Origin of the sequence: Psychrobacter sp. ANT_H3 (assembly GCF_027919975.1) — a bacterium.
Lineage (GTDB): Bacteria > Pseudomonadota > Gammaproteobacteria > Pseudomonadales > Moraxellaceae > Psychrobacter > Psychrobacter maritimus.
In genome coordinates this window covers 1-16,386 of the sequence record NZ_JAQISM010000026.1, presented here as the reverse complement: position 1 = coordinate 16,386, position 16,386 = coordinate 1, and the positions used below count along the sequence as shown (strand labels likewise).

Annotated in this window: 12 protein-coding genes; 5 read left to right on the top strand and 7 right to left on the bottom strand. The window is 43.9% G+C overall.

The annotated features are described in order from the left end of the window. Window positions 1–13: 13 nt before the first annotated feature. Both topA and PG901_RS12030 read right to left on the bottom strand, forming a co-directional pair. Window positions 14–2,683, bottom strand: a complete 2,670-nt coding sequence (gene topA, locus PG901_RS12035) for a type I DNA topoisomerase (protein WP_271134557.1) — start codon at window positions 2,681–2,683, stop codon at window positions 14–16. A 282-nt stretch (window positions 2,684–2,965) separates the two neighbouring features. Continuing rightward, window positions 2,966–3,526 (bottom strand): hypothetical protein, encoded by a 561-nt coding sequence (locus PG901_RS12030; protein ID WP_271134556.1) that lies wholly within the window; start codon window positions 3,524–3,526, stop codon window positions 2,966–2,968. A gap of 341 nt (window positions 3,527–3,867) precedes the next feature. Here PG901_RS12030 and PG901_RS12025 point away from each other — a divergent pair, with 341 nt between their 5' ends. Further along, complete coding sequence (locus PG901_RS12025) at window positions 3,868–4,407, top strand: DUF2799 domain-containing protein (protein ID WP_271134555.1); 540 nt, start codon at window positions 3,868–3,870, stop codon at window positions 4,405–4,407. A 271-nt stretch (window positions 4,408–4,678) separates the two neighbouring features. Here the strand turns inward: PG901_RS12025 and PG901_RS12020 are convergent, their stop codons facing one another. The 3 genes from PG901_RS12020 to PG901_RS12010 form a co-directional block, all read right to left on the bottom strand. Then, the gene (locus PG901_RS12020) at window positions 4,679–5,080 is read right to left on the bottom strand and encodes an ExbD/TolR family protein (RefSeq protein ID WP_201563135.1); all 402 of its coding nucleotides are present in this window, start codon (window positions 5,078–5,080) and stop codon (window positions 4,679–4,681) included. Window positions 5,081–5,186: 106 nt separating this feature from the next. After that, window positions 5,187–5,894, bottom strand: coding sequence for a MotA/TolQ/ExbB proton channel family protein (locus PG901_RS12015; RefSeq protein ID WP_271134554.1), 708 nt, complete (start codon window positions 5,892–5,894; stop codon window positions 5,187–5,189). A gap of 111 nt (window positions 5,895–6,005) precedes the next feature. Next, a complete protein-coding gene (locus PG901_RS12010; protein ID WP_271134553.1) occupies window positions 6,006–6,974 on the bottom strand; it encodes an energy transducer TonB in 969 nt (322 codons plus the stop codon). A 421-nt stretch (window positions 6,975–7,395) separates the two neighbouring features. Between PG901_RS12010 and PG901_RS12005 the strand changes: the two genes are divergently transcribed. From PG901_RS12005 to PG901_RS11990, 4 genes are all read left to right on the top strand, one after another. Continuing rightward, window positions 7,396–8,448, top strand: a complete 1,053-nt coding sequence (locus PG901_RS12005) for a siderophore ABC transporter substrate-binding protein (RefSeq protein WP_271134552.1) — start codon at window positions 7,396–7,398, stop codon at window positions 8,446–8,448. 70 nt (window positions 8,449–8,518) lie between these two features. After that, complete coding sequence (locus tag PG901_RS12000) at window positions 8,519–9,619, top strand: ABC transporter permease (RefSeq protein WP_201624868.1); 1,101 nt, start codon at window positions 8,519–8,521, stop codon at window positions 9,617–9,619. Window positions 9,620–9,738: 119 nt separating this feature from the next. After that, window positions 9,739–10,848: an iron chelate uptake ABC transporter family permease subunit gene (locus PG901_RS11995; RefSeq protein ID WP_442966910.1), complete on the top strand. Its 1,110-nt coding sequence runs from the start codon at window positions 9,739–9,741 to the stop codon at window positions 10,846–10,848. A 169-nt stretch (window positions 10,849–11,017) separates the two neighbouring features. Continuing rightward, window positions 11,018–11,788, top strand: a complete 771-nt coding sequence (locus PG901_RS11990) for an iron ABC transporter ATP-binding protein (RefSeq protein WP_271134551.1) — start codon at window positions 11,018–11,020, stop codon at window positions 11,786–11,788. A gap of 17 nt (window positions 11,789–11,805) precedes the next feature. On the opposite strand, the gene PG901_RS11985 is transcribed toward PG901_RS11990, so the two are convergent. Together PG901_RS11985 and PG901_RS11980 are read right to left on the bottom strand one after the other, a co-directional pair. Further along, the gene (locus PG901_RS11985; protein WP_271134550.1) at window positions 11,806–13,167 is read right to left on the bottom strand and encodes a PepSY-associated TM helix domain-containing protein; all 1,362 of its coding nucleotides are present in this window, start codon (window positions 13,165–13,167) and stop codon (window positions 11,806–11,808) included. A gap of 157 nt (window positions 13,168–13,324) precedes the next feature. Further along, on the bottom strand, window positions 13,325–15,400 hold the full coding sequence (locus tag PG901_RS11980) for a TonB-dependent receptor domain-containing protein (RefSeq protein WP_271134549.1): 2,076 nt from the start codon (window positions 15,398–15,400) through the stop codon (window positions 13,325–13,327). Window positions 15,401–16,386: the final 986 nt, after the last annotated feature.

Here is a 16,386-nt window from a genome sequence, read left to right as displayed (position 1 = left end):
AAGTGAAACAGGTTTACTCCTCTACCCATTCACCATTACGCCAGTACACACCCCAACGGGTGGCTTTGCCGTTTTTCTCAGAGCCGATATACTGCTCTTTTTTCTTCCGCGACCAGCGCAAAATGGTTGGATTGCCCTCAGGGTCTTCGTCTGGACCTGCGAACAGATACTGGAACTTATCTTCCATCTTATCTTTGATTTCGCGTAGCTCAGCAAGCTTTGGCGGACGTGTTTCGCGTACTTTCGGGAACTTAGACGCCGCTAAGAACATCCCAGCCGCGCCTTCACGCAAGATAAAGTAATCATCGTGCTTGGTTGATTTTAGCTCTGGCAAATGGATAGGATCCATACGCGGCGGCGCAGCTTCGCCAGTTTTGAGCACCTTACGGGTATTGTCACATTTCTGACAAGCAAAGTAAGGACCAAAACGTCCGGTTTTTAGCTCCATCTGCCCATCACACTTATTACAGTCGATGGTTGGGGCGTCTGAACCCGGTACTTCAAACTTACCTTCTTCTAAGATATAACCGTCGCAATCAGGATTATTACCACAGATATGCAGCTTGAGACCACCGTCGACGATATAGCCATTCATGGCCGTACCGCATTTCGGGCAGCGCTTTTTCTCCATCAAATCTTTAACTTCAGCCGCTTCGTCATCGCTGTCGCTATCATCAAGATTGGCAAACGCTTCGACTGGCATTAAGTTCTTAGTGCCTTTACAGCGCTCTTTTGGCGGTAAGTTATAGCCAGTACAACCTAAGAATACACCCGTTGAGCCGGTACGCAGCTGCATCGGACGATCGCAAATATCGCAATGTACATCTGGCACATCGGTTGGATCATTCGGACGCATGCCGTCTTTTTCTTTGGCACGATCTAGGGTCTTTTTAAAGTCGCCATAAAAGTTATCGAGGACATCTTTCCAGTCGGTATCGCCTTCAGCGACATGGTCAAGCTTGTCTTCTAGCGCAGCAGTAAAGGTATAATCCATCAAATCTGGAAAGCTTGCCGTCAATCTATCAGTGACGATATCACCCATTTTTTCGGCAAATAAACGCTTATTTTCAAGCTTCACATAACCGCGATCTTGAATGGTCGAGATGATAGAAGCGTAAGTCGATGGACGACCGATACCTTTTTTCTCAAGCTCTTTGACCAAGCTTGCTTCGGTATAGCGCGGTGGCGGCTTGGTAAAGTGTTGACTAGGATCAAGCTTATCTAGCGTTAACTTATCACCTTTTTTGACATCTGGAAGCAAAGTATCGTCGGTTTTCGCTGGTGGCATGACTTTAGTAAAGCCATCAAACACTAAGGTACGACCGCGGGCTTTTAGCTCAACATCATTGGCAGCGACGAATAGATTCACTGACAGATATTTTGCTGGCAGCATCTGACAAGCCACAAACTGACGCCAAACCAGCTCATATAGGCGGATTGCATCGCGCTCAACCCCTTTTAGCTGGGTTGATTTCATATTGACGTTAGACGGACGAATGGCTTCATGCGCCTCTTGTGCGCCTTGTTTATTGCCATAGAAGTTTGGCTTTTCTGGCACATATTTTGCGCCATAGCTGTCTTCGATATAACCACGAACAGCAGCCAATGCATCACCCGACAAGAATGTCGAGTCGGTACGCATATAAGTAATATGACCGGCTTCGTATAAACGCTGCGCCAAAATCATGGTTTTCTTAACTGAAAAACCTAAGCGCGTGCTTGCTGCTTGCTGCAATGTCGAGGTAATAAACGGCGCACTGGGACGCGATTGCGTTGGCTTCTCTTCGCGCTCTTTAACAATAAAGTCGCTTGAGTTAAGCACTGCTAATACTTTATCAGTCTGCTCTTTATTAACAAGCTTTAGGGTTTTGCCGCCTTGCTTGGTCGCTTCTAAACGAATCGCAATTTGCTCAGCGTCTGTGGCTTTACTATCGGCAATATGGGTATCAGCATGAATCTGCCAGTATTCTTCTGGAATAAAGGCGCGAATCTCATGTTCTCTTTCCACAACCAAACGCATGGCAACAGACTGGACACGACCTGCTGACAGACCGCGAGCAACCTTTTGCCACAGCAGCGGCGATACCATAAAGCCAACCACGCGGTCTAAAAAGCGCCGCGCTTGCTGGGCGTTAACACGGTCAATATCAAGTTTTGATGGTTGCTTAAAGGCATTTTGAATGGCGGATTTGGTAATCTCGTTAAAGACCACGCGCTCATACTTGCTGTCTGCGCCGCCGATGACTTCTTTTAGATGCCAAGCAATCGCTTCCCCTTCTCTATCCATATCCGTTGCGAGATAGATTTTATCAGCGTCTTTAGCTAAGGCTTTAAGCTCTTTGATGACCTTGGTCTTGTTGGGCAATACTTCATAGACTGCCGCCCAGTTATGTTCTGGGTCGACGCCCATGCGCCGGACCAATGCTTGTTGGGTTTTTTCTTCTTTGCTCAGGCTGTCATCTTTTTTGCTCGCCGCTGGCTTCTTCGCGCTTTTACTCGCGCCCACTGGCAAATCACGGACATGACCGATACTTGAGCGTACGATAAAGTCATCGCCCAAGTATTTGTTAATGGTTTTTGCCTTGGCGGGTGATTCTACGATCACCAAAGACTTGCCCTTTGGACTGTCTTTAGTTTTGTCAGCAGCCGCAGCTGGACTTTTTTTGGTTGCGGGTTTTGCCATAAGTGACGACACCATAATAAGTAAATTAAAATAAGGATAAATTCAGCAGCATGGCAATTTATAATAGTTAGTTATAATGGCTCAGCGAATTATTGTAGTAAGGGCTGCTGATAAAAACGGTTATAAAACAAACAATAACCATAACGCATACATACAGTTATAAAGACGTTACACTGCTAAGCATTAAGCTGTCAACTGAAAATGACTGAGAGTTTGCCAAAAGGACTTGCATATTGCCTCTTGATGGAGACGAAAAAGTAATTTGCTAGCTTGCAACGATTTTTATAGCTGCTTTTGCATCTGTAATGCCCATCTCTCAAGGTTTTCTTTCAGTATTAATAAGTCGGTTTCAATGGCTTTTTGCTGATAAGCAGGGTTGGTTATGGGGCGCACATAGGCAATATCTTCCCAATAAATAATAATGCTATTCGACTTAACCAATAATGCTTTTACAAATGGCTCAATACCAACGGGCAGCGCTAAAGGCTCTTTATCTAAGCTAAAATTGGCTTGTACGGGTAAGCTTTTATTGTCGCCGCTATTATTAATGTCATGACTGCTGGCATTGCTAGCCGGACGCCATTGTCCATCTATCACCTGATAGCGCGTCAGTGGCAGTTTTATATTCTCCAGCACCAAACCATATTGCCCAATCATGCCGCGACCATACTCATTGTCTTTGCCCTTTACCCAATCTGGGCAAGTAACTAACTTGGGATTAAGTTGTAAGCGACGCGCCGTCATACGCAGCTTATCCAAACGCTGGTCGATTCCGCTAGGTTTGAGCGCCATCATACTCCCTAATACGAATAGTACAATGGCGATCGCAATCCATATTCCCATAACAGTCTGACCTTTTAGCTTAAATGAAGTAATGCTATAAATTAAAATAGGGCTAATAACCTATAAGCGTGGTTATTGATATAAAAAACTTAAATACAAACGGCTGCTAGCTGGGTGCTTATAATGAGCGCAAACCATTAAAAATCAAGCGCCCTGAAATGCTATCGTTGATAACTAGCGAAATGCTGAGCAAACCTGACACTTAGCAACGCCTTATTATTTATAGTGGCATATCAAATACTTAGTACAGAAAGCCACTGATTCGATAACAAGATGCAAAAAGTTGACCGCCTAAAAAAGTGCTATGATAAACCATAATTTTAAACACGCGCAGGTTTATTATGAATTATCATCTTAAGCGAAACTCATCGACCGCCTCACAAGTAGGTAAATGCGTCGGTAAAATCATGCGTAAACCGCGTCTTGCTATCTCGCTAATAGGCGCGGCTTTGTTTACATTATCCGGCTGTGCGACGACCCAAAACCTAACGCCCGAACAATGTCAAAGCAGCAATTGGCAAGAAGTCGGCTATGCCGATGGTATCCGTGGGCGCTCAGGTGCTTACTTTGGGCACTATACCAATCAATGCGCAAGTGTCGTTGGCGCAACGCCAAACCGCGTATTGTGGGAACAAGGTCGCCAGCAAGGGTTGAAAAACTACTGCACTGAGCTCAATGCTTATAAGCTTGGCCGCGAAGGCTATGATTGGCAGCCTGTCTGTCCGCTCGAAGGCATCGAAAAGCTCGAGGAAGCGTACTCCCAAGGACGTTACTATTATATCCGCCAGCGTGACCTTGATTATCTGCGCTCGCCTTATCCGTTTGGTTATGGCTCTGGACGCTTAGGTTATGATTATCGCCCATTTGGCTATGGCTGGTAATCGTTATATAAAGCATTTTCCGTATCAGCCACTTGCTTAGCTCAAAGGCAGCTAAAAAAAAGATAACCTCGCAAGGTTGCCCAAGCGAGGCCGGAGAAAAGAGTTATTATTTTAATTATTCTTGTTATTGTCTTGGTTATTTTTTTATTAATAAGCCTACTGGTTTATCTTGGCAGTCTGTTTTTCTAGAGACTGTTTTTCTAGCCACCATTCTTCTAAAGGCTTTTTTTTCATAGCGCCTTTACTTTTAAGTCCTGCACATTTTAAAAAATTACTCGTTAACAAAAGCAATCTTACTTAGCCCCGCTTGACTGGCAGCCGCCAATACTTGCGCCACGGTATCATACTTACCTTCTTTATCAGCTCGCAGCTGGATAGACGGATCCTTACCGCTCGCCGACTGTGCTTGCAGACGCGCTGCTAACGCTTCCATACTGATAGGCTCATCATCCCAAAATAAACCCGCATCTTTATCAATGCTAATTTGAATGGCTTCTGGCGGCGCTTGGTTTAGCTCAGCACTGGTCTTTGGTAAATCTAAGGGTACGGTTGGGTTTAGCACCGTCGCCGTCAATAAAAAGATAATCATCAATACCAGCATTATATCGATAAGCGGAATAAGGTTCATCTCATTCATGCTTTGAACGTCATCATCACCCAATTGAAATGCCATAATTATTCTCAACATCGTTAATTAGAATCTTTGCCACTCGTGCTTTTAGCTGATTTTCGCATTGCTTTTCTAAACTGCTTTAGCTTAGCGCTTCTTTGTTAAACAATCATGACAACTGCGATGGCGCTGACTTACGATAAAGTTCAGATGACTGAACAGCTTGTTGCTCAGAGCTCACACTTTTGGTTGATTGTGTTTGAGTCGTACTAGACGTACTGTTTGCTGTTGATTGCTGAGCTGATGGTTGCTGAGAAGCCGCGATGTCGGCAGATTGCGCCAACAAATCATGCGCTCTATCATTGGCATGGTACATCACGCGGCGATTGATACGCACCGCTAGGTTATAAAACACCACCGCTGGAATGGCAACAGCAATCCCCAAACCCGTCATAATAAGGGCTTCACCAACTGGCCCTGCTACTTGTCCCAAGCCCGCTTGCCCACTAACGCCAATATTATGTAGCGCATGAAAAATACCCCACACCGTGCCAAACAATCCGATAAATGGTGCAATTGCTGCCGTTGTACCAAGGATAGGTAGACCGCGCTCACTGGCAAAACGGTAGCGACCGATATGCTTAAGTAAGGTCTGCTCAATCACCAAACGCCGCGTCGCACCATCCGTATCAATCAAACGTGCGCGCCTGCTATGAATCTGCGCACTCAAATCATCGGCGACACTAGCGGCCAGTTTGCGACTTTGCAGTATACGAATGATACCGGTCACCCAAGAGACGATAGATAAGGCAAGGAGCAAGAAAAATAAGGTTCTGGTCACCATATCGCTATATTGCCAGTAGGTCGTAAAGTCCATGTCAGATTCCTTAAAGTGGGATGTCATTACTTGTTATTTTATAATTATCGATAACAGTTGGCGGCAATAATGTGTGCCACTTAGATACCGCGATAGCTGGTTTTTGTATCTCTATGGCACTGCATAAGCGATGGGCAAGGTCACATTACCGACCACTGGCACACCGTTTTTGCTAAAGGGTTTAAATTTACCAGAGCGAACCTGACGCTGCGCCTCTTTATCGACCAGTGAATTTCCTGATGATTGGGCAATTCGCACGCTATCGATACCACCTTGTTTATTGACCCTTAGTATTAATACCACATTGAGCGTATCGCCTGAACGGGCTCGCTTGGCGGCACGCTCAGGGAAGTTAAAGTTTGGCGCTGATGCCCAATTGGCATTGCTGGCGGTAAAATTGACAGGCTCATTACTCGCTGACGCCGCAGCTTTGGCGTCAGCATCTGCTTTTGCTTGAGCCGCAGCTTCTCTTTCAGCCTTTGCCTGTGCTGCTTTTTGAGCGGCCTCTGTTGCTGCTTTATCATCTGCCGGCGCTTGTGCCTCGCGGGCAGCTTTGGCGTCTGCGACTGCCCTAGCGTGGGCATCTTGAGCGGCTTTTTCCGCTTGTGCGGCTATTATCTTACGTTGCTCATCCGCCATCGATGTATCTATTTTAGGGGGTTCTTTTTTAATAACGTCAGGCTTTTTGTTTTCTACTTTAGCAACAGGTTCGACATCAGCCGTTTTGCTCTTTCTCTCTGTTGGCTTTGCTGTCACTACTTTAGCCTTCGGTTCTGCTATTGGTTTTTGTTGCGGCTGTGGCTGTGGCTGTGGCGGTTGTATCCGTTCAGGCTTTACTTTTGGCTGAGGCTTTTGCTGAGCGGTTAGTTGCTCCGCTTCTACCTCAGACTCGGTATTTGGAGCAGGCAATGAGACGAATTCTATCTCGATAGGCGGCGTTACTTGTACTCGCTCAATTTTAGGCTCAGACGGTTTTATCGTTACCAAAGCAACGGCCGTGAGCACATGTAATCCCACCACAACGATAATAGCGATAAGTATTGCTTTCAGTGGTGGCGCGTCTAAATCCGTTGAACTCATAACACCCTAACATTTAACCGTCATAGAATGGTGTCGATAATAATGCAAACGATAATTATTATCAATAGTAAATTTCCAATATCTTTAGTCTAATCTCTCATATTCTAGAAAATCCTGATCAGCAAAACCCAATCTAACTAATCGCTACCACCTTATAGTGTAAGCATTTTATAAGATTAATATAGTAAAAACTTTCAACGTTAATAAAAACCATTATCATTGTTATTGATAATAAGTCTCAATTAATTTATCATGATGGCTGTTTTATGATACTTATATAAGCAATTTATCATAAAAAACCAATTATAAAGCAACGATAGAAAACAGCCTTGATAAGTTATAAGTTGATTCATTATTTAGCAGTTTTTATTTAGTATTTTTCCTATAAGACTGCCCAACCCTTTGATAAACCGAGTTATTTATGCCTACTACTTTATGCTCAAACCACAACGCTAGCCCCCTTTTTAAGCGTCCTTTATTAGCTGCCATGATGACAGCGCTGATTGCCAGCATTGGCATGGCAGGTTGTAGTTCGCCTGAATCCAATGACTCTGAGCCAGCAGATGCCAAGACTGAGAACCAAACGGCTGACAAATCCTCGAACGTTGCCAATAATGACAATGTTTCTGTGGCGACCATTGCCGTCGATACGACAAAAGGTAAGGTCGACTTGGCAATGAATCCGTCACCATTGGTCGTTTATGACATGACCTTGATGCAAGATTTGGCGGCACTTGATGTGGCGGTCGATGGCATGCCAAGTGGGCTTCATTTAGATAATTTACACTCAAAAACTCAGCCTGAACCAAAATCAGTCGGTACGGTATTTGAGCCAGACCTTGAAGCCTTGAACGCTATGCAGCCACAAGCTATTTTGGTCGGCTCACGGATGGCAGAAAAATACGACGCGCTTTCAAGCATCGCGCCAACGCTTGATATGACCATTGATACGGCAAATATTTATGAGTCGAGCAAGCAACGCCTGCATGATTTGGGTGCATTGTTTGGTAAAAGTGCTCAGGCAGCGAAACTACAAGGCAATATTGATGGTCTTATCGCTGACACTAAAACCTTAACCAAAGATAAAGGCAAAGGCTTAGTGGTTATGGTAAATGGCAATAAGCTGTCCGCTTATGGTGATAAATCACGCTATGGTTTTATTCATACGGTATTAGATATCCCGATGGCCGATGACCAAATCGCCGACGCGCGTCACGGTCAGCCAGTATCTTTTGAGTATCTACAAAAGACCAATCCAGACTGGCTATTCGTCGTCGATCGCAGTGCAGCAATTGGGGAAGATGGCGCTGGTGCAAAAGCAGTATTGGACAATCCATTGGTCGCGCAAACCAATGCATGGAGTAAAGGACAAGTGGTTTACCTTAGCCCAGATTCTTACCTAGCATTCGGTGGTTATTATCAATGGATGCAGGACTTGACCACGATTAAAGATGCTTTTGCGAGCGCAAAATAAACGTTATTACTGTTCAAGCAACTGTTACTGATTGCATTTTTAATCATCCATTTCTAAGCCAGTAGACGTTATGTCGTTATTTTCCAATCGCGCTGATGCCAGTGTCAAAGACAATCCTGCTTTGCCAGCTGCACCATCAAGTTGGCAAAAAAAGACCCGCAATGGTCTGAGTCCTAACCATCAACGTGCCGCTATACCGCCATGGTTAATAAACACAGCCAGCCTCATTATTATGGGGCTTTTGGTGTTGTTAAGCTTATCGATTGGGGTGGCAGACTTTTCGTGGTCAGGCATCTTGCACAGTATTATCAGTCAAAGCGCCAACTCTGACAGCTCGCTGTTATTGGTCAGCCGCATACCGCGTACCATTGCCATTATTTTGACTGGTATCGCCATGGCAGTTGCTGGGATGATTATTCAAGTGGTGCTAAAGAACCGCTTTGTTGAGCCATCGATGGTTGGGGCCACTCAAAGTGCGGCATTGGGATTATTGGTCGTCAGCTTACTGTTTCCTGCGAGTGCGCTGCTTATCAAAATGGGCGTCGCGACCATTACTGCAATGTTTGGCATGATGCTATTTATGCTGCTAATTCACCGTATTCCGCCGACGGATTTTTTGATGATTCCGCTGATTGGTATTGTCTTTGGTGGCATTATCGAGGCGGTGACAACTTTTATTGCTTATCAAACTGAGTCGTTACAGATGCTTAGCGTTTGGCAGTTTGGTGACTTCTCGGCTGTATTAGCGGGCCGTTATGAATTGCTTTGGCTGACAGGTGGATTGTGCGTACTGGCTTATATTATCGCCGACAAGCTAACAATCGTTGGGCTAGGCGATAATATTGCGCTGAACTTAGGAATTAGCAAACGCCAAGTCACGTGGCTTGGCGTCGGTATGGTGGCGATGATGAGCGCTGTCGTCGTCGTGACGGTTGGTATGATTCCCTTTATTGGCTTGGTCGTGCCCAATATCGTCAGCCGATTGATGGGTGATAAATTACGCCGTAGCTTGCCAGCTGTCGCCCTACTAGGTGCTTCAGCAGTACTGCTCTGCGATATCATCGGGCGCTCTATTCGCTACCCGTTTGAAGTGCCAGTGGCTACTGTGTTTGGTGTGGTCGGTACGGTGTTGTTTTTATGGCTGTTATTACGTGCGCCTGCTGAGCAATAATATATCAATAAGACAGCTCCCTAATTGTTATTAACTCTTTTCTTAATTTATTCGTCCTGTTGTCTGCTTAGATAAGCTTGGCGTCGTTACTATTAAAGGTAGCATAGTAGGATTTACGTATGTTCTCATCGTCTAAGCATAACTTTATAAATGACAACTCTGCCAAGACTGGGTCGGCAAAAAAGAGTGTTGTAGAAAATGGTACTTTAGAAAATGATACTTTAGAAAATAACAGCCATGCAAACAATTCTGGACAAAGTCATCTAACGCAACTTTGGGCATTTATCGCCAACCATCCAAAATCAATTGCCGCCATTATTTTATTGATCTCAATGACGCTGTTTTTGACACTTAACGTCAATGGCTATTGGGACTTTGCCCTGCCATTACGCGGTAAAAAATTACTGGCGCTAATGGTAGTCGGCTATGCGATTGGCGTATCGACCTTACTGTTTCAAACCTTAACGCAAAATCCCATTCTGACGCCATCACTGTTGGGTTTTGATTCGCTATATGTTTTGCTACAAAGCTTATTGGTGTTCTTTTTGGGTGCGATGAGCTTTACCAGCATCAATCCTATTGCCAAGTTTACGCTTGAAATCGTCCTGATGTTTGGCGCGTCCCTACTGTTGTTTCAAGTGCTGTTCTCGAAAAGCAGTCAGGATTTGACGCGGTTGATATTGGTAGGTGTCATCTTTGGCGTATTGTTTCGCAGCTTATCAGCATTGATTGCACGATTGATTAATCCTGATGATTTTGTCGTCGTACAATCTGCCAGTTACGCGCAATTTAATACAGTCAATCCACAGCTACTGGGTATCAGCCTCTTTATTTGTGTCATTAGCGCTGTATTCATCTGGCGCTGGCGCTATCAATGCGATGTATTGATGCTTGGCAAATCGCAAGCCATTAACCTTGGCATTAATTATCAACGCTTAGCCTTTGGGCTGTTAACAGTCATCGCAGTATTGGTTGCGACAGCAACTGCTTTGGTCGGTCCGGTAACCTTTTTTGGCTTACTAGTCTGCGCTTTAACCAATCGCATCGCGCGGCACATGTATCATAGCGAGCGCCTGATATTGGTCAGTTTAGTAGCGATGATTTGCTTAGTACTCGGTCAGACGGTATTTGAGCAAGTGCTGGGTATGGCAGGGGTACTGTCGGTAGTGATTGAATTGGCAGGCGGCTTGGTCTTCTTAATACTAATTTTTATGACTCAGCGCCGTTAATTATGACTCAGTAAGACTGTACGAATCAAAAAAATTTTAGTGACAAGATATATAAATACATGCATATGCTACTGGGATAAGTTTTTTGCAGCCTCTGTCTACATCGGCGCAGCAAGCGAAAAAAACTTATTCCAGTAGCGTTATAGCGTTTTTAAATCGGACCAACTGTATGATTAAACTCGATAATATCTCCCACCATATTGGCAAACAACAAATCCTGCATGACATTACCTTGTCTTTACCACCCGCACAAGTGATTGCTTTAATTGGCCCCAATGGCGCAGGTAAATCGACCTTATTTTCGGTAATGGCACGACTGCAACCGCTACAGTCAGGACGGGTAAGTTTTGCTGTAGATAATGAGGAACGTGATATCGTCAGCTGTCATGCTCGAACACTGTCTAAAACGGTGGCCATGCTCGGGCAAGACAACCAAGTACAAGGGCGATTGCGCGTGCATGAGCTGCTGATGTTTGGGCGCTATCCCTATCATCAAGGGCAGCCAACGGCGAACGATGAGCAAAAAGTGCAGGATATTATCGAACGCTTTGAGCTAGAACCATTAGCCGAGCGTTTTTTATCGACATTATCCGGTGGTCAACGGCAGCGCGTACTGATTGCGATGATTGTCTGCCAAGATACGCCGTATTTATTACTTGATGAGCCGCTAAATAATCTAGATATGTACCATGCTGGGCGCTTGATGCGTGAGCTATGCGAGCTGAGTCATAGCCAGCAAAAAACGGTGGTGATTGTCCTACATGATATCAATCAAGCGGCGCAATTTGCCGATACTGTGGTCACGATGAAAGCAGGTCAGGTAATGGCAGTTGGTAAACCTGCCGATGTCATTACCCAAGAGACGATGAAGGACCTATATAACGTCGATGTGACGGTATTAAATCATCAAGGTCGGCCAGTAATTATAGATACGGTTTAAAGGTATAAACATCAGTTTTATCTCAATTTTTGCAAAACCTTCAAACGTTGCTGTCTACCCTTGGCCCATAGATACACACCTGTACCAGACAAGACCACCACCGCTAACCCAATCAATGCTAAGAATATTTGATAGGCCAAATGACCTATGCCGTGACTGATATGTCCCATATGCAGCGTCGATAACCATCGATCAGCTTTAGTGCCAAATGAGCATTGATAACCGAAATTAACCTTTTCGACTTTGCCAGTCGCCGCATCGACAGTGATAGACGAAGCGCCGCTATGAGTACCTATATCCTTATCCGTTTTAAAGCGCATCTGCCATTGATTGTCCTCTGCTACCCAGCGTATGCTCAATAATTGCTGTACGGTTACCCCGTTTTTTTGCGCGGCAATATTCGCCTGCTTGCTAACATACTCAATACTATTGGCTTTATTGACAATATCAGCAGTTGCGTTGATAACTGGCGTAACATTTGGCAGAACTTGCGCGCTAAATTTATGCGATTTATGCGACTTACCTTTTTCTCTTTCTTTACCTTCTTTACCTTCTTTACCTTCTCTGCTTTCTCTGCTTTGAAGTCCGACCACCACTTGCATCACCGGCTGATACACCGATTTCAAATTAAAACCGACACTCGACCAAGCAATGACAAATAGCATCAGCCACAGCCATAAACCAAAGGCGTGATGCACATCATAATTTAGCTTAAAGGTATTGGTTTTGCGGCGGATTTTCCACGCCGATAGCCAGCGCTTGATAAAAGACGCGCGTTTTTTAACTGTTTTTCGATGGGTTTCATGACTCTTCTTCACGGTACGTGGCAAGGTTAAATAAAAGCCAATAAAGCAATTAATCGTCCATAGCAGTGCAATCACGCCTAATAGTAACTTACCGATATCGCCAAGCAATAAATCACGGTGTAGCCAAAACACCTTCCACATGGTATTGCGCCATGCCCATTCATCCTTATCACGCGTCCCTACTATATCGCCGTTATAAGGGTTTATATAAACCTCTTGAAACGGGGCTTTGGGCTGATTTCTAGCGCTTTGACCTCGGACTCTATCGACTGAAAATACCGCAGATTTATCCGCTTTTAATGACGTTGGCATACTAGAAAAATTGTACTCTGGATAGGCGGCGGCGACCTTATCGTGCAGGGTTGCAATAGGAAGCTGTGGCGCATCTTGCCGCTTAATCTGAGCCAATTGATGGTTAAACACATTATCCAACTCGTCATGGAAAGCCAATAACGAGCCAGTAAAACCCGCTATGATTAAAAAGCCTGCCATTACAAGCCCAGTATAACGATGAATCAAAAGGCAAATACGGCGCATATTCAATGCAAAAGAAGATAATGAAAGTGAAGTCATGAGTGCTGATTCTTTATGAATATATAGGGTTAATGGTGCTACAGTCGAAGCGTAATTTTTAAAACAAGACAGTACAATTTCCGAAAAATGGCGATAAAAAAGCCAGCTCTTTTTTATAAAAAGCTGGCTCTTTTGCTACTAAGAAATAAATGCAGGCTTAAAACTGATAGGTTAAAGAAGCTTTGATATTACGACCTTTTTCAAAGTCAGTAGTAACATCATCAATCGGATTTAGACGAGATGAGTGGCTCGCATAAGCTTCATCGAAAAGATTATAAACGCCAAGCGTGGCTTTTAATCCATCAACTTGTTTTGGCGAATAGTTCATAAAGATATCATGAACATTATAGCTTGGTTTTTCAATGTCATTTTCGCCAGTATTTGGCATCACTGAAGCGACATAGGTACTGCGCCAGCCGATATCTGTGGTCTCTGTTGGGGCATAAGCCAGATTGACCATATATTTATCGCCTGATTCTGAGCTGCTTCCCGTCACTGACGGAATACTGTAGCCGGTGTCTTCACCTTTACTACGTGCGCGCGAATAGCTCAAACCCATACTAAAGTTATTCATTTTATAGTCAGCGGCGAGCTCAACCCCTTTAATTTTATAATCTTCATTTTTGTTTATTGCGCCTTGGCAATTACTTCCAGGTTCTGGTGCACAATCCAAGCCTGAACGTACAAACTCAATATAATTTTCGATATCGGTTTCAAAGTATTTACCGCTTAACTGTAATGCATCACCGGCTACCGTTAGGTCACGCAAGGTTTTAGCGATACCAACCTCAGTATTAGACCCTTCTTCTGCTTTTAAGTCGTTGTTAACAACAGTTCCAACACCATTTCGATTAAAAATCGCTTGACTCAAATCAGGACCATTAAATAACTGCGTATAGCTAGCAAAAATTTGCGTACTCGGAGCAATCTCATAGCTTGCTGCCAAGGCACCGACGACATTATCATAGGTTTTGCCTCCAGCAATAAATTTTGGTGACTCATAACGATCATAACGTACACCAGGCGTCAAGCTAAACTTCCCCATTTGCCATTGATCTTCCAAATATACTGAAGTATTTTTTGCTTCATCTCTACCGCTCACCGGTATCGTAGTACCACGCTCTACACCATGGTAGTCAGATTCTTTTTTATAATGCTCTACACCAGCGATCAATTTATGCGTACCGGTAATACCCTCAAAGACACTACTATCAACTATACTAGTATTTTGTATTTTAGCGCCTGTGGTTTTAACCTGTGCATCAAACTCGAAACCTGGGTTTTTATTATAATCAGAATCGCGCAAAATACGGGTTTTGGTCTGATAAACATTGGTATCAATATCAATTAACTTGCTTGCCGGATTATAAGTGTAATCTAGCCCATAAGTATCGCGTTTAACTTGTTGTGGTATTGGGGCATCATTACGACTAGGAAAATCTGGGCGGAATGGGAAAATACCTTTCTTTTCAGTTTGACTGAAATTTGCGCCAATATGATGATCATCCGCAATATAAGCACCAGCTTTTAATAAGATACTTTCAGTTTTACTGTCTTCAAACAGCTCACGATCGTTACCATCTTCACCAGAGCTGGTATCACGCCTACCATAATAAGCCAGTAAGTCAACATTGTCCGTTGGTGCGGCAAACACCGTGGCTGAGGTCAGCAGTTCATCATTATTACTGGCGTATCCTGCGTGTAATTTGGCACCTATTCTTTGACCCGGTTTTAGCAAGTCAGCCGCATCAACGGTTGTAAAAGCCACCGCACCACCAATGGCATCATTTCCTAGCGTCACTGAGTTATTACCGACCGCGACATCCGCTTGCTTGAGCAAGTCAGGATCAAGGGTCAAATCGCCCATATGATAAAAAAGTTTACCTTCTTGACGGGCACCATCGATAGTGACTTTCAGGTTGCTGTCTTCAAGACCACGAATACGAATACGCTGATTGACTGCTGAGGTGCCTCCTACGGTAACCCCAGGAACGACATTCAAAAAATCGCTCAAATGGCTGGCTTGCTGCGCTGGAGTATAGTCTTCGACATAAACCCCATCTTCTTGGACTTTTTCGCGGACTGAGCTATTGGCGGTCACCGTGATGGTTTGTAAGGTGGTACTAGGCAATTCCTCCGCCGCCATTGCCATCTGTGACCATAAAATAGCTGAAACCGTCATGGATAAGACCGTTAATTGATTAGAAAATGTTGCTGACTTAACTTCACGCATAACACACTCACTTTACTTACTATTAGGATTGAAGGAATTAAGAGCCACTTTTGAGAATTTATTTAAGAAGTTTTTTATAAAGCTTATAAGGACTTTGCTCTACAACGACCGCTCTACCCCTGCGCTAAAAAAATCTGTATCACCTATAAACTTGTAATACTCATTAATCTGCAAATTGTATTGCGAATCACATAGGTAAAGTTAATGATAATTATTAGCATTTAAATTATGACAGGCATAATAACGAAGTATTAACAATTTGGCAATAAATAATGTGAGAAATTCACTTCAATGATTAGGTTGTGAATTTAAGCTGGCAAAAGATAGTAAGTATCCACTCCTTATAAACAATTGATAATCTCAGGGTTTTTAGCCAGAGAGCTTGGACTGTGCGCTTTTAAGCTATCATTATTGCGATGTAAATAAATCTACGAGTATGAAAAAAAACGTTGCAATAGTAGAACCTTTCACTATACCCTTTAGATAGCTGACCAATTAGTCAGGTTTTTATTACAATGATTGGCAATTTGATAAATAATGGTTAGGTATGGTTATTTATTAGCACAAGGATAAGTGCGATTTTCTGTTGGCGATTGGCTGTTGAATAGATAAGCAATATGAATTGCTCTAGCGATGACATTATTTTTATCGACTCTAGGTAGTTATGATATTGCTGAGTAAATGCCGCAGAGATTGGACTAAAAGTCACTTCAGGAGGAAGCCAAGATGAGTGAGCACACTCAAGGGAACCGCGATTTATTATATGGTTTGCACAATCGCCCCGCCCCGCCCCTGCAAAAGCCTTTTTAGGCGCAACCCAGCACGTACTTGCGAGCTTTGTCGGCATCATTACGCCATCACTAATTTTGACATACTCCTCCACTTTCGCCAAGCTCAAGCGGGGGATTCTAAAAGCAAACGCTCTTAGGCGACTTTCTCACGAATGTCACAAGTTTTCTGTTTCAACGGGCGACCTTTACCGCATC